This is a genomic window from Bartonella rattimassiliensis 15908, from assembly GCF_000278215.1.
Taxonomy (GTDB): domain Bacteria; phylum Pseudomonadota; class Alphaproteobacteria; order Rhizobiales; family Rhizobiaceae; genus Bartonella; species Bartonella rattimassiliensis.
Genome location: NZ_JH725065.1, coordinates 277,464 through 297,595 on the forward strand (window position 1 = coordinate 277,464; position 20,132 = coordinate 297,595).

Below are 20,132 nucleotides of genomic sequence, written 5' to 3' on the forward strand. Positions count from 1 at the left end.
CATAAATTTGGTTACTGTGCTTTTGAGGGATAAAATGACGAAACCAAATTCTCATGTAAAAGTTGGAAATATTATTTTTTCAAATGGACTGCCTTTTTCATTAATTGCAGGACCGTGTCAGATGGAAAGTCGCGATCATGCTTTTGAAATGGCTGGTCGTATTAAAACAATTACCGATCAGCTTGGTATTGGGTTTGTTTATAAATCAAGTTACGATAAAGCCAATCGAACTTCTTTGAATGCGGCACGTGGCATTGGTTTTGAAAAAGCAATGGTCATTTTTTCTGATTTAAAAAAAGAGTTTAATTGTCCCATATTGACTGATGTACATACCGAAGAACACTGTACAATTGTCTCTTCTACGGTTGATATTTTACAAATACCTGCTTTTTTATGTCGTCAAACAGATCTTTTGGTTGCAGCCGCCAAAACAGGGTGTGTTATTAATATTAAAAAAGGTCAGTTTTTAGCTCCGTGGGACATGGAGAATGTTTTAAAAAAGGTTGTTTACAGCGGTAATCCAAATGTTATGCTTTGTGAGCGAGGCACGTCATTTGGTTACAACCGGCTTATTTCTGATATGCGTTCGTTACCTATTTTACGTTCATTTGGTGCTCCTGTTATTTTTGATGCAACGCATTCTGTTCAAGAGCCAGGTGGTCATGGTTCTTCATCTGGTGGACAGCGTCAATTTGTTGAAATTTTAGCGCGTGCGGCTGTTTCAGTTGGGGTGGCAGGTATTTTTTTAGAAACGCATCAAGATCCAGATAACGCGCCTTCTGATGGACCTAATATGATTAAAATTGATGATTTACAAAGATTGCTTGAGACGTTAATAAAATTTGATTATCTGTCGAAGAAGTTGAATTGAGAAGAGAAAAAAATCATTAATATGGCATTAGAAGTGAATCGCGCTTATTGAATGAGGAAACGCATATGACTGTAATTGTCGATATCGTTGGACGTGAAGTTCTTGATAGCCGTGGTAATCCAACGGTGGAAGTTGATGTTTATTTGGAAAATGGGGCCTTTGGTCGTGCTCTGGTTCCCTCAGGCGCTTCAACAGGAGCGCACGAGGCTGTAGAACTTCGTGATGGTGGTTTGCGCTATCAAGGGAAAGGTGTTGAAAAAGCGGTTGCTGCAGTCAATGGCGAAATTCTTGAAGAACTTGGTGGGCGAGATGCAACAAATCAAGTTGCTATTGATCAAGCAATGATTGCTTTGGATGGAACACCAAATAAAGCTCGTCTTGGTGCTAATGCACTTCTTGGTGTTTCGTTAGCTGTTGCAAAAGCAGCTGCAGATTCATTAAACTTACCTTTGTATCGTTATATTGGTGGTATACAAGCACATATTCTTCCAACTCCTATGATGAATATTATTAATGGTGGTGCTCATGCTGATAACTTGATTGATTTTCAAGAGTTTATGATCATTCCTATAGGGGCACCTACCGTGAGAGAAGCAATCCGTTATGGTTCTGAAGTTTTCTATGCGTTGAAAAAGCGTTTAAAAGATGCAGGTTATAATACTAATGTTGGTGATGAAGGTGGTTTTGCACCTCAATTTAAAAGTGCCGATCAAGCAATTGATTTTATTATGGAATCTATTATAGCATGTGGCTATAAACCAGGTGAGCACATTGCCATTGGTTTAGATTGCGCTTCAACTGAATTTTATAAAAATGGTTCGTATTTTTATAAAGGTGAGGGGAAGTGCCGTGATGTCCAAGAACAGGTAGATTATTTAGCGCAACTTGTAAAAAGTTACCCTATCATTACAATTGAAGATGGAATGGCAGAGGATGATTGGGAAGGTTGGAAGCTACTCACTGATACAATTGGAAAAAAATGTCAGCTTGTTGGTGATGATTTGTTTGTAACAAATTCGGCGCGTTTGCGTGATGGTATTAAAATGGGGGTAGGCAATTCTATTCTCATAAAAGTTAATCAAATTGGAACATTGAGCGAGACACTTGATGCTGTAGAAGTCGCCCGTAAAGCAGGTTATCGTGCTATTATATCTCATCGTTCAGGAGAAACGGAGGATTCTTTCATTGCAGATCTCGCGGTTGCAACGAACTGTGGACAAATTAAGACAGGTTCTCTTGCACGTTCGGATAGATTAGCAAAGTACAATCAACTTATTCGTATTGAAGAAATGCTGGGAGCGCAAGCATGTTATGCTGCTAATTTATATCGTTGATAGTCATGTGCACAAAATATGAGAGTATAATATCATTTAGATTATGAAATTGAGTTTCTTTATCAAAGGCATATAGGCAATAATTTTTAAACGTTTAAATTTATAGGGATTAAGATGAAAGGTGTAATTATTAGTCAAGATCAAGGAACGTATCTCGTTTCAGGTGATGATGGTAAGCGTTATCAGTTTGCAACTTGGGATTGGTTGGGAAAGAATCCGCCAAGGATCGGTGATACTGTTGATTTTGTGTGTGAAGGGGGTGTTGTCAGTTCTGTTTTTCCATTGTTGAGATTAGGTACAGAGCACTCAAAGATAATGTTTGCACTTCTTTGTTTTTTTACTGGCATTTTTGGTATTCATCGCTTTATGCTTGGTAAAGTTTGGACAGGTGCTTTAATGCTCATTTTATCTTTATCATTTTTTGGATTGATAATTAGCAGTATTTGGGCAATTGTTGATTTTATAGTTATTGTAGCTGGAAAATTTACGGATAAAGATGGGAATCGGATTACAAATTTTTGAAAATTTTATAATTATAATAATGTCAAAAGAAGATAATTAGATTCGCCTTTATTATTATAAATCTCTTAAGTTCATAATTCCGAATTATTTGTAAGATACTTCTTTCGTGTGAAATATTAAAAACCTATGCACAATTGAATAAAATCATTGAAAAAGATAGCGCTATTTTATGCGGGTAGAATACAGAGTGTAAACGGATAGATGTCTTTTGTATTGCAGCTTATAAGGGAAGTTGGGGATTTTTAAATTCTTTTAATTATTACGTTTATCGCATTCCATACAGATTATATTCAGGTAGTTAGCTTATCTAACATGCTATCAAATTAGAAAAAGAATCTCTTTATGGATAACATCTAAGGAATAGCTTTATAGGTGATTAAAGGATAAGGATGAAGAGTGAGGTTATTGGTTAGGATCAAAGGGGAGATTTCATTTCTGAGGATGATGATCAAGTTATCAATTTTCGAGTTGCGATTGGTTAGGAGAGAAATTGCCAAAGATTGATGATATAGTTGATTTTGTATGTGAAATATCATTAAATTTTTTTTCTGATCTTGGGTGACTATCAGTCGCAATTATCAAAATTACTCTTGACAATCATTTGTTTTGTTTGGAAAGATTGAGTATTCATCGTTTTATGGTTAGTAAAACGGGGAGAATACTATGATGACTCTTATAATATAGCAATTGTGGGAATGATTATAACTATACCTTGGGTCGTTATTAATTTTATATTTATTGTAATAGAAAACTTTACAGATAAAGTCGGACGTAAAATCATAAGTTAGTTGATATCCGATATTATGATATAGTAAAAGTGAATTATTCAGCTTACTTTGGATTGTATTGAGGGGGAATAAATTAATAATAACAAATTATTCGGGTCTAGATTTAGTAATGAGGTATTAATCAAAATCGTGTATAGTTAGGCTGATTATTAAGAAATTTGGACTAAAAGACTGTGCTATTTTATGTGGACAAAGCAGAAACGGAGATCAATTAAAGTACGCTTTGTACTACCTCTTATGACAGTGGGAGTCTTAAGCTATTTCAGTTATCATCTTTATCATGGTGAGTATGGATTATATTCACGCGGTGAAGTTAATCAGTATATTAGCGAATTGGAAAAGGAGCTTCATAAAATAGAAGCTGAGCGGATATTCATTGAAAAGCGTATTTCTCTTTTACGCAATGGATATATTGAAAAAGACATGTTGGATGAGTATGTCCGGAAGAATTTAAACTTTTCTAAGCCAAATGAATTGACAATCTTAACGCCTTGTAAATAGTGCCAAAAGTGAATCAGAAATCGCTTAATTAAAACAACAATCGCCTATGATATTGTTTAAACCGATTGATAATGCTTGTAACTTTTGTTTGTAAAGGTTATTCCTAAATATCATAAAAGGGAGTTTAATATGGCAGAACGACTCAAGAAAAATTCTGCATTGATGACGCACACTGCGTTATCAAGTATTACAAAGAAAGCAAAAATCGCAGATTTTACAAAAGAGGAAGAAATTGTTGTTTATCGTGAAATGCTTTTAATTCGCCGTTTTGAAGAAAAAGCCGGACAACTTTATGGTATGGGGCTTATCGGGGGATTTTGTCATCTTTATATTGGACAGGAAGCTGTTGTTATAGGAACATTAAAGGCAGCAAAAGAAGGTGATCAGGTTATTACATCTTACCGTGATCATGGCCATATGTTAGCAGTTGGGATGAGTCCGCGTGGTGTCATGGCAGAATTAACAGGACGTCAAGGTGGCTTTTCCAAAGGAAAAGGTGGCTCGATGCATATGTTTTCTAAAGAAAAGAACTTTTATGGAGGACATGGTATTGTTGGTGCGCAGGTACCCATTGGTTCAGGTTTGGCATTTTCGAATCAATATTTTGGTAAAGATAATGTGACATTGGTTTATTTTGGTGATGGTGCAGCAAATCAGGGGCAGGTTTACGAAAGTTTTAATATGGCTTCACTTTGGAAGCTTCCCGTTGTTTATATTATTGAAAATAATCAATATGCCATGGGAACGTCCGTTGCACGTGCATCTGCAGAAACGGATTTCTCTCGTCGTGGTCTTTCTTTTGAAATTCCAGGTATTGTTGTTGATGGTATGGATGTTCGCTCCGTCAAAGGAGCGGCTGATGAAGCAATTTCTTGGGCACGTTCGGGTAAAGGGCCAATCATTCTTGATATGCAGACCTATCGCTATCGTGGTCATTCCATGTCTGACCCAGCAAAATATCGCTCAAAGGAAGAAGTCCAAAAAATAAAAGAGGAACACGATCCGATTGATCAAGTAAAAAGTCGGATTCTTAAAAAAAATTGGGCGAGCGAAGACGATTTAAAGTCTATTGAAAAGGAGGTCCGTGCGATTGTTGCTGATGCAGCAGATTTTGCACAACGTGATCAAGAGCCAGATGCTTCTGAGCTCTATATTGATATTTTAGTTTGATGCGAGGGAAGCAAGTATGTCTATTGATATTTTGATGCCTGCTCTTTCACCAACCATGGAAGAAGGTAAGCTGTCTAAATGGCTTAAAAAAGAGGGTGATAATGTTAGCTCTGGCGATGTTATTGCGGAAATTGAAACGGATAAAGCTACAATGGAAGTAGAGGCTATCGATGAAGGTACGCTTGGTAAAATTTTTGTACCTGAAGGTTCTGAAGGCGTCAAGGTTAACACTGTTATTGCGGTTTTATTAGAAGAAGGGGAGCTTGCTGAGAATATTTCGCAATCTGCCAATACAGCACAAGAACCTGAGGAGTTTCATCTCTCTCCTCCTTCTTCAGTTCCGCAGTCTCCTATTTTTGATACATCTCCTGATTTTAACGTTCCAGCTGGAACACAAATGGTTATAATGACAGTCCGTGAAGCGCTTAATCAGGCTTTAGCTGAAGAAATGCGACGTGATCAAAATGTTTTTCTTATGGGAGAAGAAGTCGCGCAATATCAGGGTGCTTATAAAGTTAGCCAAGGTTTGTTAGAGGAATTCGGGGAACGGCGCGTTATTGATACTCCAATTACAGAGCATGGTTTTGCTGGGTTGGCTGTTGGGGCAGCTTTTGGGGGATTACGTCCTGTTGTTGAGTTTATGACATTTAATTTTGCGATGCAGGCGATGGATCAAATTATTAACTCAGCAGCCAAAACACGTTATATGTCTGGTGGGCAAATGACTGTTCCTATAGTTTTTCGTGGTCCCAATGGTGCTGCTGCTCGTGTTGGTGCTCAACATTCTCAATGTTATGCTGCATGGTATAGTCATATACCAGGTTTGAAAGTTGTTATGCCTTATAGTGCAGCAGATGCAAAAGGTTTGCTAAAAGCTGCTATTCGTGATGATAATCCTGTTATTTTTCTTGAAAATGAGATTTTGTATGGACATCAATTTGATGTTCCTCAACTCGATGATTTTCTTGTGCCTATTGGTCGGGCACGTATTCATAAGTCTGGACAAGATGTGACGATTGTTGCATGTGGGATTGGAATGCATTATGCTGTTCAAGCGTTACCAGAAATTGAAAAACTTGGTATTGATGTTGAATTGATTGATTTACGGACTATTCGCCCAATGGATCTTCCAACAATCCTTTCTTCAGTAAAAAAAACAGGTCGTTTGGTAACAATTGAAGAGGGATTTCCTCAGTCATCTGTGGGAACTGAAATAGCAACACGTGTTATGCAGCAGGCTTTTGATTATCTTGATGCGCCAGTTGCTACAATTTCTGGTAAAGATGTTCCGATGCCTTATGCAGCTAATCTTGAGAAGTTGGCATTGCCTAATACTGCTGAAATTGTTGAAGCCGTTAAGGCTGTGACGTATAGAGCATAACGGAGAAGAGCACGATGCCCATTAAAATTACAATGCCAGCACTTTCCCCTACGATGGAAGAGGGAAATTTAACAAAATGGAATATTAAGGAGGGAGATAAGGTTTCCTCTGGTGATATTATTGCTGAAATTGAGACGGATAAAGCGACGATGGAAGTGGAGTCCGTTGATGAAGGTACGGTTGCCAAAATTGTCGTTCCAGCTGGAACACAAGGCGTTAAAGTGAATGCTTTGATTGTTGTTTTAGCAGAAGAAGGGGAGAACTTAGCTGAAGCTGCGAAAGCTGTAGAAGAAGTGCCTTCTTCTACAAGACAAGAACCAGAGGGCGTAAAACAAGCAGATTCTCTGAAGCAGATGGACTTAAAAGGTGCTAAAATGACTCATGAAGTATTAGCTCAGCCATTAAAACAGCAAGATACAAAGAAGACTCGTCTTTTTGTATCTCCTTTAGCGCGGCGATTAGCATCTCAAGCAGGTCTTGATTTATCTCTTATTTCTGGAAGTGGCCCGTATGGGCGTATTATCAAGCGCGATGTAGAAAAAGCTGTGAGTGGTAATATTTCTGAGATTTCTCACTCGTCACAGATAGGAGAGTTAGTATCTGCAGGTGGTTCTGACAAACAGATATTAAAACTCTTCAGAGAGGATGAATATATTTTCACACCTCATAATAATATGCGTACCACGATCGCTACACGTTTGGTAGAATCAAAACAGAGAATTCCTCATTTTTATGTCACGGTAGATTGTGAACTTGATGCATTATTGGCACTGCGTACACAACTGAATGCTGCTGCATCAATGGTTAAAATGCAGGAAGAAGCTGAGCCTATTTATAAGCTTTCTGTTAATGATATGGTGATCAAAGCTGTCGCACTTTCTTTAAAGGCGGTTCCTAATGCGAATGTCTCTTGGCTTGAAGATGGAATGCTTCATCATAAACATTGTGATGTTGGGGTTGCTGTTTCTATTTCCAATGGGTTGATTACGCCAATTATTCGTCATGCAGAAGAAAAATCATTATCGCTTATTTCTAAGGAGATGAAGGATTTTGCAAAGCGTGCGCGTGAACGTAAATTAAAAATGGAAGAATATCAGGGGGGAACAACAGCTGTATCAAATATGGGGATGTATGGTGTAAAAAGTTTTTCTGCTATCCTTAATCCACCGCATGCGACGATTTTTGCGATTGGTGCAGGGGAGCAACGCGCAGTTGTTAAAAATGGTACATTAGCTGTTGCAACAGTTATGTCGGTTACACTTTCTGCTGATCATCGTGCTGTTGATGGTGCTTTAGCAGCAGAGCTTGCCCGGACTTTTAAGAATATAATTGAAAATCCATTAGCAATGCTGGTTTGAATTGTTTAAACAGTTCTTCATGTAAATTGTGAGAGAGTGCGTTAAGAGAGGGAAAACAAAATTTAAAGAGCAATGTTATTGCTGTTTCAGTTTGGGTAAAGCATTTATGTGAAGCTTAGAGTAAAAGACATTAATTTCGTCATGTTGATTTTCAGTCTTAAGTTCGAAAAGTGCATATCCATTTTATATATCTCCATGGAGGAATTACTGTGGCAAATCTTTATGATGTAATTGTGATTGGATCAGGTCCAGGCGGATATGTAACCGCAATTCGTGCAGCGCAATGTGGCTTTAAGACTGCGATTGTTGAGCGTGAACATTTAGGAGGGATTTGTTTAAATTGGGGTTGTATTCCAACAAAGGCCCTTTTACGTTCAGCGGAAATGAAACACTTTGCTGAACATGCAAAAGATTATGGATTAAAAATTAATGGTTCAATTGAAGCAAATATCAAAGATATTGTAGCACGTTCACGTGGTGTTTCAGCACGTTTAAATACCGGTGTTGGTTTTTTAATGAAAAAAAACAAAATTGATATCATATGGGGTGAAGCAAAGCTTACTAAAGAAGCGAAGGGAAATCAACCAGCAGAAATTATGGTTTCTTCATCCTCCAAACCAGTTATGCAACCACAAAATCCCATACCTAAAGGGACATTAGGGGAGGGAACTTATCAAGCAAAGCATATCATTATTGCCACGGGTGCACGTCCTCGTATCCTTCCTGGTATTGAACCAGATGGAAAACTCATTTGGACTTATTTTGAAGCTATGATACCTCCAGCAATGCCAAAGTCGCTTTTGGTCATAGGATCTGGGGCTATTGGCATTGAATTTGCTTCTTTTTATCGTGATATGGGGGCTGAGGTGACTGTTGTTGAAATGATGTCCCACATTATGCCTGCTGAAGATATTGAAATTTCAACATTTGCTCGTAAACAGTTAGAGAAAAAAGGTTTACGCATTCTTTGCCAAGCAAAAGTCACAAAGGTTGAAAAATCCTCTGATTCTGTAACTATATATATTGATGTTCAAGGTAAAATAGAGAAAGTAACTGTTGATCGGTTAATTTCCGCTGTTGGGGTACAGGGTAATATTGAGAATCTTGGGTTAGAAGCTTTGGGAATAAAAATCGATCGTGGGTGTATTGTAACAGATGAATGGAGCTGGACAGGGATTGCAGGTATTTATGCTATCGGTGATGTGGCAGGTCCTCCTATGTTAGCCCATAAAGCAGAAGAAGAAGGCGTTATATGTATTGACCATCTTGCTGGTTTAAAGAATGTTCATCCACTTGATAAGAAAAAAATTCCAGGATGTACCTATTGTACACCGCAAGTTGCTTCTGTAGGCTTTTCAGAAGCTGCAGCCAAAGAAGCGGGTTATGATATACGTATTGGTCGTTATTCTTTTTCAGCAAATGGCAAGGCGATTGCTTTGGGTGAAGATCAAGGGTTAGTAAAAACGATTTTTGATAAAAAAACAGGACAGCTTCTTGGCGCACATATGGTAGGAGCTGAGGTAACAGAACTGATACAGGGTTTTGTCATTGCCATGAATCTTGAAACAACAGAGGAAGAATTAATGCATACTGTCTTTCCACATCCGACTCTATCAGAAATGATGAAAGAAAGTGTCTTGGATGCTTATGGTCAGGTTTTAAATGCTTGATAACTGGATTATATGAAAAATCCTGTATTTTTCATCGCTGCTTCGTATTTATAAGGCAAAGGCTTAAATGGTTACGGTTGTTGATAGAGTTACGAATAGACGTTTGCGTCATCCTGAAAAGGCGCATCGTCCGGATACAATCATTCAAAAAAAGCCGGATTGGATTCGTGTAAAAGCGCCAACATCACCGATTTATAAAGAGACGCATGGTATTGTCCGTACTCATAAATTAGTAACTGTGTGTGAAGAAGCAGGTTGCCCAAATATTGGTGAATGTTGGAGTCAGCGTCACGCTAGCTTTATGATTTTGGGTGAAATATGTACGCGTGCTTGTGCTTTTTGTAATGTTGCAACAGGTATTCCGCTTGCAGTTGATGATAACGAGCCAAAACGTGTAGCCGATGCTGTTGCGCGGATGGAATTAAAACATGTTGTCATTACATCTGTTGATCGTGATGATCTTGCTGATGGTGGTGCTGAGCATTTTGCAAAAGTTATTTATGCGATTCGTCAAAAAGCGCCTAAAACGACAATTGAAGTTCTTACACCTGATTTTCGTCATAAGGATGGTGCTTTAGAAGTTGTTGTTGCTGCTAAGCCTGATGTTTTTAATCATAACTTAGAAACAGTTCCTTCTAAATATTTGAAGGTTCGTCCAGGAGCACGTTATTTTCATTCGGTTCGGCTTTTACAACGTGTTAAAGAGCTTGACCCGACAATCTTCACAAAGTCAGGAATTATGGTTGGACTTGGGGAGGAGAGAAATGAAATTTTGCAATTGATGGATGATTTGCGCTCTGCTGATGTTGACTTTATGACAATTGGACAATATTTGCAACCTACACGAAAACATCATCCGGTTATTCGTTTTGTGCCTCCTGAAGAGTTTGAGTCTTTTGCTAAAATTGGTAAAGTAAAAGGATTTTTACATATGGCTTCCAATCCTTTGACGCGTTCGTCTCATCATGCGGGGGATGATTTTGCCATTTTGCAAAAAGCACGCGATGAGAAATTTTCCTTACAGAGATAGCTATGCCAACTTTTTCAACACACCGGCAGGTTGCCCATAGTGCGCGTCAGATGTTTAATCTTGTGTCAGATATTGAACGTTATCCTGAGTTTTTACCAATGTGTGAGGCTTTAATAATACGTTCTCGAAAGGAATGTGAAGAAAAGACATTACTTGTTGCAGATATGACAGTTGGCTATAAGGTTATTCGAGAAACTTTCACGACCCAAGTTTTTCTTCAACCAAAGAAAAATTTGATAGAAGTTAAATATATTGATGGTCCATTTAAATATCTTGAAAACTGCTGGTCATTTTATAATATTGAAAACACCAATGCATGTAATGTAGAGTTTTTCATTGATTATGAATTTAAAAATAGAATACTTGGACGCGTGATGGGCTCAATGTTTGACATTGCATTTCGTAAATTTACCGATGCTTTTGAGAAACGTGCACATCAGATTTATGGCTTTCAGGAAACATAATCTGTTCTATTATTTTTTACAATACACATTGCTTATAAAAGCGTGAAGATAAAAATCGATTTCTATCCTTACTAGTTTTTTAATTCAGTTTTTCGGCTTTCAAAAGCATATAAAAAATATCATTTTAGATAATGGAGATTACGTATTTTCTTCCCCTTTTATTTTTGACGTTTTTAAATAGGAGGAAGGCTCTCGCGCAAAACAGAACACCCCTAAACAGAAGAGATTTTTGTTGTGCAGTTGCGTGCTTTTAAGAGACATGTCTTAAAGTATCTAAGACAATTTCAGAACGGAACTTATGAAGAATATGACGATAAAGCTCCCATAAATAAGATAAAATTTATAGAGCACTCCTATCTTTACGCTTAATAAAAAAAGCAAGTCGGCACTATCACACATTTTAGCAGCTCTTTATTGCTACAGCTCTTGCATTTGAGAGCATTTATAAGAGGCATTTTTCTCTTTTTGTACAGTTTTTACCTCCATGCCAGTGCTACTTATGATGTCACAAATAAGTGATTTTAATGGATTCAATATGAGAGAGGGGCAATGAGAGAATTTTACAATATTCAGGGCTTTTGTTAAAGTTAACAATTGATGATTTATCATGATCAATCAATGCATTGATCTTGAGGTGGGCATAGGTTTTTCTTTCTTTAATAATTTTTATCCATATAGCTTTTCTTGTTTGTAATGTACAAATAATTAAATTTTATTAATTCAACACACACAGAATTGAAATGAAATAATCTTACAATATTCAGGTCTTTCATTTCCACGTTATGCTACTAAATTATTTTTTCAAGGTGTTGATAATTATAAATTTTATGTGGAATAGAGCGTTTTGAAATTGGCGTGGAGAATTCAGTGAAGCAATTCCAGAATCATTTTAAAAGCATTTTCAACAGTTGCATGGCGGATAGCATTGCGATTAAGATGGCCAAAGTGCATTTTTTTGTGCAGAGTTTCATGGTTTTTATAAGCAACCGTGCAATGCACAAGTCCTACAGGTTTATTAAGACTTGCACCTCCTGGACCTGCAATTCCTGTTACAGAAACTGCAATGTCAGCTTGTGAATGTTTTAATCCGCCCACAGCCATTGCAAGAGAAACTTCCTTTGAAACGGCACCATGGGTTTTTATAAGTTCAGCGCATACGCCAACAAGGCGTGTTTTGGATTCATCTGAATAAACAACAAATCCACAATCGAGAATATCTGATGAGCCTGCAATATTTGTAAGGTTTGCAGCAATGAGACCGCCTGTACAAGACTCTACAGTTGTTAATATCAAACCTTTTTTGCGACAGGTATTAAGAACTTCACGTGCTTGTTTTTCACAAAAATATGTCATTGGGGAATTTCTCCTGGATAAAGAACGCTTACTGTTGCAAGAGCAGCAATTCCTTCACCACGACCAATAAATCCGATCTTTTCATTTGTGGTTGCTTTGATAGAGATTCGGTCAGGTGTAATTGCAAGTATTGTCATAAGATTTTCTGTCATAGCATGACGATAAGGACCAATTTTAGGATTTTCAGCAATAATTGTGATATCAACATTGGCAATACGACCACCTGCTTTTTTTAGAATACCAAGAGCATGACGTAGAAAAATTTCTGATGGTGCATTTTTCCATTGAGGATCAGAGGAGGGAAAATGTGTGCCAATATCCCCTGCACCTTGCGTAGCGAGAAGGGCATCTGTTAATGCATGAAAAGCAACATCAGCATCGGAGTGTCCATTTAATTTTTTATGAAAAGGGATTTTTATGCCACATAAGATAAGAAAACTTCCCTCTTCGAAAGAGTGAACATCATAACCATTACCAGTACGTATATCAAGAAACATTTGCGTTTTTTTCTGGAGATATAAATGGGCGATATCAAAATCTTCGTGCCATGTAATTTTTATATTATGAGGATCTCCTGGTATGGTTCGCATAGGAATCCCAAACCATTCGGCGATTGCAGAGTCATCAGTAAATTCTTTTTTACAAGTTTGCATTGCTTTTTCATGGGCATCTAAGATGCATTCAAAGGGAAAACACTGTGGAGTTTGTGCACTATAAAGATTCGTGCGTGGGATTGTTTCTAAAACATGGTATATGCTATCAACGCGTTTAAGAGTATCAGAAATGGCGAGAACGGGAAGAACGCCTTCTTGATGATTGACGGTGCTATGAATGTTATCAAGGAGCTTGTTTTCGATAAAGGGTCGCGCACCATCATGAATATGCACATATTGGGGCTTAAGTTTTTTGAGTGCCTGAAGTCCATGTAAGGTAGAGATTTGGCGTGTATTGCCTCCTTCAATTATAATAAGGTGCTTTTTAAAATCGGCAATAGCTTGTTCACAGATTTGACGATCTTCTGGATGAATAACAAGGATAATCGTTGTGATGGCTGGATGCTGCAAAAAACAATGTACGGTGCGATAAATAATCGGCTTTTGTCCTAAAAGCCGATATTGTTTTGGAGTTTTATGGGGAGATCCTGCTCGTTTACCGCGTCCAGCGGCTAATATTATTGCTGCAATAGAAATACTTAATCTCCTTGTGTTATAATCTTAGTTTACTCTTTTATCATTAATTTTAAAATGATTTTGAAATGGTTGTCGTTGTAGATCAGCCAAGGATATCACTGCCAACACCTCAAAAAAAGCATTTAATGCTTTTTGAAGTGCGGTATTTAAACCACAAAAATCTATCAATGGGCAAGTTGGTTCTGTAGTATTGAAACATTCTGCTAGAGAAAAGTTATCTTCTGTAACTTTCACAACATCAGCGACTGAAATTTCTGCTGCAGGCTTCGCTAATTTAACACCACCATTGCGTCCACGTACTGTTTGTATAAAACCTGCTTGAACAAGTGGTTGAAGGATTTTAAATAAGAAAAGTTCTGAAACGGCATATGTTTTAGCAATTTCTGGAACACGACTAAGTGATCCTTGATTATCTGCACAATACATGAGCATTCGAAGAGCATAATTTGTTTGTTTTGTTAATCGCATCTCATTTCCTTTGTAAAGTATTGTCGAAGGCAGTTTATTTTCAAGATATTTTGTAGAATGAAGAAGTTCTTTTTCATTGACTATATTTACCCTATTTAAAATGGAGTATTATTATTGTCAATTTTTGTCACAAAAGGTTATATGAGAACTAATAAGATAAGGATCTATAAGCTTATGATGAATGCAACATCCGTGACGAATCTTCAAGACATAGATAAAAATACTTATAATGATGAGTTGTATCGTTTAAGTAGGGTATATATCTTTTTAGGGGTTGCAATTATTGTATTGGCTTTACTTACAGCCTCTGTTTCGTTTATTATTCTTATTGGTTTGACCCCTGTTGTTCCTAGTAGAACAGTAACCCTTATTCTTATAGGGATTAATAGTTTTTGGGTTTTAGGGCTTGTTGTCATCGTTTTTTATGAGATGATTCCTATCATTCGTGCTTGGCGTTCAAGACGTGCAGGCTCGCGTCTTCATGTGCGCCTTATTTCATTGTTTGCACTTGTTGCAACAATGCCTGCTGTTGCTGTGGCTCTTGTATCGGGTCCAACACTGAATTTGGGACTTGATCGGTGGTTTGATACAACAACGCGACAAATTGTAGGTTCTTCTATTGATTTAGCGAATGCTTATGCAGATGAAATGCTTCAAAATTTAAAAAATTTATCCTACGCTATGGCATTTGCACTTGATAACAAAAAGCTTTTAGAACGTAATCCAGTTGAATATCGAATGCAATTAACGCGTCATGCTTTAGGGCGCAATTTGCGTGGTGCATTTTTGTTAAGTTCTAGCGGAGCTATTTTTGTATCGAGCGCTCTTGGTGGTGAGGATAAACTGCCAATCCCTCCTTCCAATCTTATTAAACGTGCAACCAGTGCGCGGCCTTTTTCTTTTCAACCAGGCGTTCATGATTATTTTGGTATTGTTTTAAAATTTACCAATATTCCAAATACATTTTTATATTTGGTCCGTGACGTTGATAAAGGCGTTTTATCTGCTTTGCGTTTGACAGAAGTTAATACAGATCGTTATCGTGATTTAAATGAGAATCGTCTGCTGACACAAATTGCATTTGGTATGCTTTATCTGTGTCTTTTTTTTAGTTTATTTTTATCAGCTATTTGGGCTGCTATTGCTGTCGCTGATCGTTTAGTACGTCCTATTCGTCTTCTCATTAGTGCTGCTGATGATGTTGCTTCTGGAAATATGGAAATTTTTGTGCCAGTACGAGCAAAAGATGGAGATATTGGGCAATTATCCAAAACTTTTAATTACATGGTCAGTGAATTGAAAAGTCGACGCAATGAGTTGATTGCAGTGCGAGATCAAATTGATGAGAGAAGGCGTTTTTCTGAAGCTGTGTTATCGGGAGTAACAGCAGGAGTAGCAGGTATAGATGATAATGGTGATATTACAATTATCAATCGGTCTATTGAATCGATGTTTGATATTCGCTCTGAACATGTTGTTGGACAAAGTCTTTTATCTTTAAGTGCTGAAATTTGGCAGGTTTTTCAGTTTGCACGTTCGTTGGATCGTAAAAATCATCGTGAGCAGGTTACTTTAAATGTTGCAGGAAAAGAGCGTGTCTGTAATGTCCAAGTTACGATGGAGGAGAAGGATGGACAGGAGCAATCGTGGGTTCTAACAATCGATGATATTACAGACCTTGTTGCAGCGCAGCGTACAGCAGCGTGGGCGGATATTGCACGGCGTATTGCTCACGAAATTAAAAATCCTCTCACACCTATTCAGTTATCTGCTGAGCGTATTCGTAAACGTTATAATAAAGTTATTACACAAGATAGAGAGGTTTTTGAGCGGTGTATTGAAACAATTATTCGACAGGTTGGAGATATTGGGCGTATGGTTGATGAATTTTCCTCTTTTGCACGTATGCCCAAACCCCAAATGCATGTTTTAGATATACGCGAATTGTTGCGCGAAGCATGTTTTTTGATAGAGGTGACACGACATGATATTCATTTTGAACAAGACTTAGGAATTCTACCACTTATGGGTGCATTTGATAATCGTCTTATTGTACAGGCTTTTTGCAATGTTATCAAAAACGCGAGCGAATCTATAGATTCGGTCATGCGAGAGGAAAATATTCACGGTCATATTCTTGTTCGTTCTTATCGTCAACAAGAATGGGTGGTTGTGGATGTTGTTGATAACGGGAAAGGACTTCCTAAAGAGCAAAGACAAAAGTTATTAGAACCCTATATAACAACGCGGGAAAAAGGAACGGGACTCGGGTTAGCCATTGTGCGCAAAGTTATTGAAGATCACGGTGGTTCTATGGAGCTTCATGATGCACCAGAGAGCTTTTATGAAGGTCGTGGTGCGATGATCCGTTTGATATTTCCAGCGGAAGGGGGTAAGCAGGGTGATATTATCCAAGCCATAAGTTATAAGATAGGGGAATAATATGGTAGCAGATATTTTGATTGTTGATGATGAAGTAGATATTCGTGAACTTGTTGCTGGTATTTTAGATGATGAGGGTTATGAAACGCGTGTTGCTTGTAACTCTGATGAAGCATTGGCTCAAATTAGTGAACGTATTCCAAAGCTCATTTTTTTGGATATTTGGTTACAGGGAAGTCGTCTTGATGGTTTAGCGCTGCTTGATGAAATAAAAGCCCAATATCCGGCTCTTCCGATTGTTATGATCTCTGGTCATGGTAATATTGAGACAGCTGTTTCAGCTATAAAACGAGGAGCTTATGATTTCATTGAAAAGCCTTTTAAGGCTGATAGACTTGTATTAGTTGCGGAACGAACACTTGAAAATTCAAATTTAAAACGTGAGCTTTTAGAATTGCGAAAGCGCTCGAACGAGACATTGGAACTGCTTGGAAAATCGACAGTTATAAAGAATTTGCGTCAAACCATAGAAAAAGTAGCACCAACCAATAGTCGTATTATGATAACAGGTCCTTCAGGGGCAGGAAAAGAGACCGTTGCCCGAACTATTCATGCTCTTTCAACGCGTTCGAATGGGCCATTTGTCACAATAAATGCTGCAACAATTACTCCGGAAAGAATGGAAATAGAGCTTTTTGGTAGCGAAATGGAGGGGAGAGAGCGTAAGATCGGTGCCTTAGAGGAAGCTCATGGTGGAATATTATATCTTGATGAAATTGCTGATATGCCACGTGAAACTCAAGGTAAGATTCTTCGAGTGTTAACGGGACAGACATTTGAGAGAGTTGGTGGAACAAAACGTGTTAAGGTAGATGTTCGTATCATTTCTTCGACAGCGCAAAATCTTGAAAATCTCATTTCTGACGGGCGCTTTAGAGAAGATCTTTTTCACCGTCTTTCCGTTGTTCCTATTGCTGTTCCGCCTCTTTCAGCACGTCGTGAAGATATTCCAGAACTTGTACATCATTTTGTAAGAATGATATCACAGCAGGTTGGGATTAAGCCTCGTGAAATCAGTGATGATGTGATCGCTATTTTGCAAACCCACGCTTGGCCGGGCAATGTAAGGCAATTACGTAATAATATTGAGCGTCTTCTTATTCTTGTTCGAGATGGTGATGGTCCCATAACAGCGGAATTTCTTCCCAGTGAAGTGAGTGATTCTTTGCCCCGTTTTCAAATGGATTCAGATGAGAGTATAATGGATTTACCATTGCGTGAAGCACGAGAGTTGTTTGAAAAGAGGTATTTAGTAGCGCAAATTGGGCGTTTGGGGGGAAATATCTCGCGTACTGCTGAATTTATAGGTATGGAGCGTTCAGCTTTGCATCGTAAACTTAAAGCACTTGGAGTTTCTTAAGGTTATGCGTGTTATTATTTGTGGGGCGGGACAGGTTGGTTATGGGATAGCAGAGCGTCTTGCTGCTGAAAATCACGATGTGACTGTTATTGATATTGAAACGAGATTAATTGAAAAAATTCGCGATACATTGGATGTGAGAGGTTTTGTTGGTCATGGTTCACGTCCTGAAGTTCTTTTGGCGGCAGATGCAGATAAAGCTGATATGTTGATTGCCGTCACTTTGTTTGATGAAGTGAATATGGTGGCTTGCCAGGTAGCACATTCATTATTTAATGTTCCAACAAAAATTGCTCGTATTCGTTCCCAATCTTATTTAGAGCCACGTTATAAGACGCTTTTTTCCAGAGAAAATATTCCTATTGATGTAGTTATTTCTCCAGAAGTTGAAGTTGGGGAAATGGTTTTACGTCGTATTGCTTTACCTGGTGCAATAGACGTTCTTTATTTTTGTAATGATGATATTGTTGCGCTAGCTTTGGAATGCATGGAAGATTGTCCAGTTATTAATACACCTTTGCGTCAATTAACAGAGCTTTTTCCGGATCTTCACACAACGGTTACTGCGATTAAACGTGGCTCGAAATTATTAGTTGCACATTCAGAAACACAATTATACGTTGGTGATATAACTTATCTTGTTGTTGCTCGTGAGCAGATGCGTCGTGCTGTTGGGCTTTTTGGTCATAAAGAACAAGATGCCCACCGCATGATTATTGCAGGAGGGGGGCACATTGGCCTTTATGTTGCTCAGGCTATTGAAAAGCGTCTCCATAAATTAAAGTTGAAGATTATAGAATCGCATAGAGAAAGAGCTCTTACAATTGCTGATCAGCTTGAAAAAACAACAGTTTTATATGGTGACGTGTTAGATCCAGTGATTCTTCAAGATGCGGGAATTGATCAAGCGGATTTAATGATTACATTGACCAATCAGGATCAGGTTAATCTTTTAAGCGCTATTATTGCTAGAAGATTGGGCTGCAAAGCCAATATGGTGTTGATTAATAATGTTGCCTACCAAGAATTTAGCCGTGCAGTTGGTGTAGATGCATATCTTAATCCCCATAGCGTTACAATATCAAGAATTTTGCAACAAATGCGTCGTGGGCGTATTCGTGCTGTTCATTCGGTTTTTAATGGTCGAGCTGAAATTATTGAAGCTGAAGTGATGCAAACATCTTCATTGGTTGGCAAGTCATTATCAGAGCTTAATTTATCAGATGGTTTGAGAATTGGTGCAATTTATCGCAATAAGACAATAATACAGCTTTCAGCAGAAACGCGTATTTTGTCTGGTGATAGAATAGTGATTTTTGCTCTTGCTGATAGAGTTCGTGATGTTGAACAACTTTTTCGTGTAAGTTTGGAATATTTTTGATATATTATTTATGGATATTTGTACTTTTTGGTATAGTGGACAATTAAGATTGGTGGATAAGCTTTGTTTGTCCTCAATGATCAAGACGGGACAGCGTGTTAAGCTTTTTAGTTATGATAAAGAAATAGACAGTTTACCTGCTGGTGTTGAGTTGCATGAAGCCGAATCAATTTTACCACGTTCAGCAATTTATCGCCTTGATCCTAATTTCTCTGATGATAAATTAGGATGTACAGTTGTTCAGTTTTCGGATTTTTTTCGTGTTATGCTGATGAAATATCAACAAGGTGTTTGGTTAGATACAGATGTTTATCTCGTTAAACAATTTCATCCAGATGCGAATAAGGTTTGGTTGGCAAGAGAAAATAATGTAAGAGTAGGTGTTTCTGCTCTTTATTTTCCTCCAGATAATCCTATTATAAAGGTGTTTGAAGATTATTGGGCAAGCACGGAAATTATTCCTCATTGGCTTGGATTTAAGCGTCGTGTTTGGAAACCATTCTGGTTAAAGAGAAAAAAAATGCCAATTTTACCGGGAAATCTTGGTATTACGATATTTGGCAATGACGGCATTTCACGATTAGCAAAACAATATGGTTTTTTTCATGAAGCAAAGGAAAAGGAAACTTTTTATTATTGGACTGGGCGAAAAACTGAGTATATTTTTGAACCAACTTTTGGCATACAACCACTTACAGATTCACGCTTGATAGGATTTCATATCCACAGAAAGGTCAAGACTACGCAAAGACCTCAGGAAGGAAGTTTTTATCATTGGGCAGTTTCTCGCATTCCTGAAGTTCATAATTTATTTAGATAGAGTTATTATCGCTATTTTAACCATTGGGA

At 37.8% G+C, this 20,132-nt stretch carries 17 protein-coding genes; 14 read left to right on the forward strand and 3 right to left on the reverse strand.

Going from position 1 to position 20,132, the window contains the following annotated elements; translation table 11 throughout:
- The first annotated feature begins 34 nt into the window (after window positions 1-34).
- The 10 genes from kdsA to MCY_RS04125 all read left to right on the forward strand — a co-directional run bounded on the left by kdsA (window position 35) and on the right by MCY_RS04125 (window position 11,089).
- On the forward strand, window positions 35-871 hold the full coding sequence (kdsA, locus tag MCY_RS04080; protein ID WP_007347109.1) for a 3-deoxy-8-phosphooctulonate synthase: 837 nt from the start codon (window positions 35-37) through the stop codon (window positions 869-871).
- 65 nt (window positions 872-936) lie between these two features.
- Window positions 937-2,205: a phosphopyruvate hydratase gene (eno, locus tag MCY_RS04085; protein WP_007347110.1), complete on the forward strand. Its 1,269-nt coding sequence runs from the start codon at window positions 937-939 to the stop codon at window positions 2,203-2,205.
- Between the two features lie 114 nt (window positions 2,206-2,319).
- Entirely contained in the window at window positions 2,320-2,727 is a 408-nt protein-coding gene (locus MCY_RS04090; RefSeq protein ID WP_007347111.1) for a TM2 domain-containing protein, read from the forward strand.
- Window positions 2,728-3,698: 971 nt separating this feature from the next.
- Window positions 3,699-4,016 carry an FtsB family cell division protein gene (locus MCY_RS04095; protein ID WP_007347112.1) on the forward strand — a complete coding sequence of 106 codons (318 nt, stop codon included), beginning with the start codon at window positions 3,699-3,701 and terminating at the stop codon, window positions 4,014-4,016.
- Window positions 4,017-4,145: 129 nt separating this feature from the next.
- Entirely contained in the window at window positions 4,146-5,186 is a 1,041-nt protein-coding gene (gene pdhA, locus MCY_RS04100) for a pyruvate dehydrogenase (acetyl-transferring) E1 component subunit alpha (protein WP_007347113.1), read from the forward strand.
- A 16-nt stretch (window positions 5,187-5,202) separates the two neighbouring features.
- Window positions 5,203-6,567: a pyruvate dehydrogenase complex E1 component subunit beta gene (locus MCY_RS04105; protein WP_007347114.1), complete on the forward strand. Its 1,365-nt coding sequence runs from the start codon at window positions 5,203-5,205 to the stop codon at window positions 6,565-6,567.
- 14 nt (window positions 6,568-6,581) lie between these two features.
- A complete protein-coding gene (locus tag MCY_RS04110; RefSeq protein WP_007347115.1) occupies window positions 6,582-7,925 on the forward strand; it encodes a pyruvate dehydrogenase complex dihydrolipoamide acetyltransferase in 1,344 nt (447 codons plus the stop codon).
- 209 nt (window positions 7,926-8,134) lie between these two features.
- Window positions 8,135-9,595 (forward strand): dihydrolipoyl dehydrogenase, encoded by a 1,461-nt coding sequence (gene lpdA, locus MCY_RS04115; protein ID WP_007347116.1) that lies wholly within the window; start codon window positions 8,135-8,137, stop codon window positions 9,593-9,595.
- A gap of 67 nt (window positions 9,596-9,662) precedes the next feature.
- Window positions 9,663-10,625 carry a lipoyl synthase gene (lipA, locus tag MCY_RS04120; protein ID WP_007347117.1) on the forward strand — a complete coding sequence of 321 codons (963 nt, stop codon included), beginning with the start codon at window positions 9,663-9,665 and terminating at the stop codon, window positions 10,623-10,625.
- Window positions 10,626-10,627: 2 nt separating this feature from the next.
- Window positions 10,628-11,089, forward strand: coding sequence for a type II toxin-antitoxin system RatA family toxin (locus MCY_RS04125; RefSeq protein WP_007347118.1), 462 nt, complete (start codon window positions 10,628-10,630; stop codon window positions 11,087-11,089).
- A gap of 864 nt (window positions 11,090-11,953) precedes the next feature.
- Here MCY_RS04125 and MCY_RS04130 read toward each other — a convergent pair.
- Genes MCY_RS04130 through rirA form a run of 3 tightly spaced genes read right to left on the reverse strand, consistent with a single transcriptional unit; the run spans window position 11,954 to window position 14,100 of the window.
- The gene (locus tag MCY_RS04130) at window positions 11,954-12,442 is read right to left on the reverse strand and encodes a CinA family protein (RefSeq protein ID WP_007347119.1); all 489 of its coding nucleotides are present in this window, start codon (window positions 12,440-12,442) and stop codon (window positions 11,954-11,956) included.
- On the reverse strand, window positions 12,439-13,632 hold the full coding sequence (locus MCY_RS04135; RefSeq protein WP_193352225.1) for a bifunctional 2-C-methyl-D-erythritol 4-phosphate cytidylyltransferase/2-C-methyl-D-erythritol 2,4-cyclodiphosphate synthase: 1,194 nt from the start codon (window positions 13,630-13,632) through the stop codon (window positions 12,439-12,441). The genes MCY_RS04130 and MCY_RS04135 overlap by 4 nt, the downstream gene beginning before the upstream one ends.
- Window positions 13,633-13,656: 24 nt before the next feature.
- On the reverse strand, window positions 13,657-14,100 hold the full coding sequence (rirA, locus tag MCY_RS04140; protein WP_007347121.1) for an iron-responsive transcriptional regulator RirA: 444 nt from the start codon (window positions 14,098-14,100) through the stop codon (window positions 13,657-13,659).
- A gap of 177 nt (window positions 14,101-14,277) precedes the next feature.
- On the opposite strand from rirA, the gene MCY_RS04145 reads away from it, so the two are divergent.
- Genes MCY_RS04145 through MCY_RS04160 form a run of 4 tightly spaced genes read left to right on the forward strand, consistent with a single transcriptional unit; the run spans window position 14,278 to window position 20,103 of the window.
- Window positions 14,278-16,542, forward strand: a complete 2,265-nt coding sequence (locus tag MCY_RS04145) for a sensor histidine kinase NtrY-like (protein ID WP_026088005.1) — start codon at window positions 14,278-14,280, stop codon at window positions 16,540-16,542.
- A 1-nt stretch (window position 16,543) separates the two neighbouring features.
- The gene (gene ntrX / locus MCY_RS04150; RefSeq protein ID WP_007347123.1) at window positions 16,544-17,902 is read left to right on the forward strand and encodes a nitrogen assimilation response regulator NtrX; all 1,359 of its coding nucleotides are present in this window, start codon (window positions 16,544-16,546) and stop codon (window positions 17,900-17,902) included.
- Between the two features lie 4 nt (window positions 17,903-17,906).
- Entirely contained in the window at window positions 17,907-19,283 is a 1,377-nt protein-coding gene (trkA, locus tag MCY_RS04155) for a Trk system potassium transporter TrkA (protein ID WP_007347124.1), read from the forward strand.
- A gap of 10 nt (window positions 19,284-19,293) precedes the next feature.
- The gene (locus MCY_RS04160; RefSeq protein ID WP_007347125.1) at window positions 19,294-20,103 is read left to right on the forward strand and encodes a glycosyltransferase family 32 protein; all 810 of its coding nucleotides are present in this window, start codon (window positions 19,294-19,296) and stop codon (window positions 20,101-20,103) included.
- Window positions 20,104-20,132: the final 29 nt, after the last annotated feature.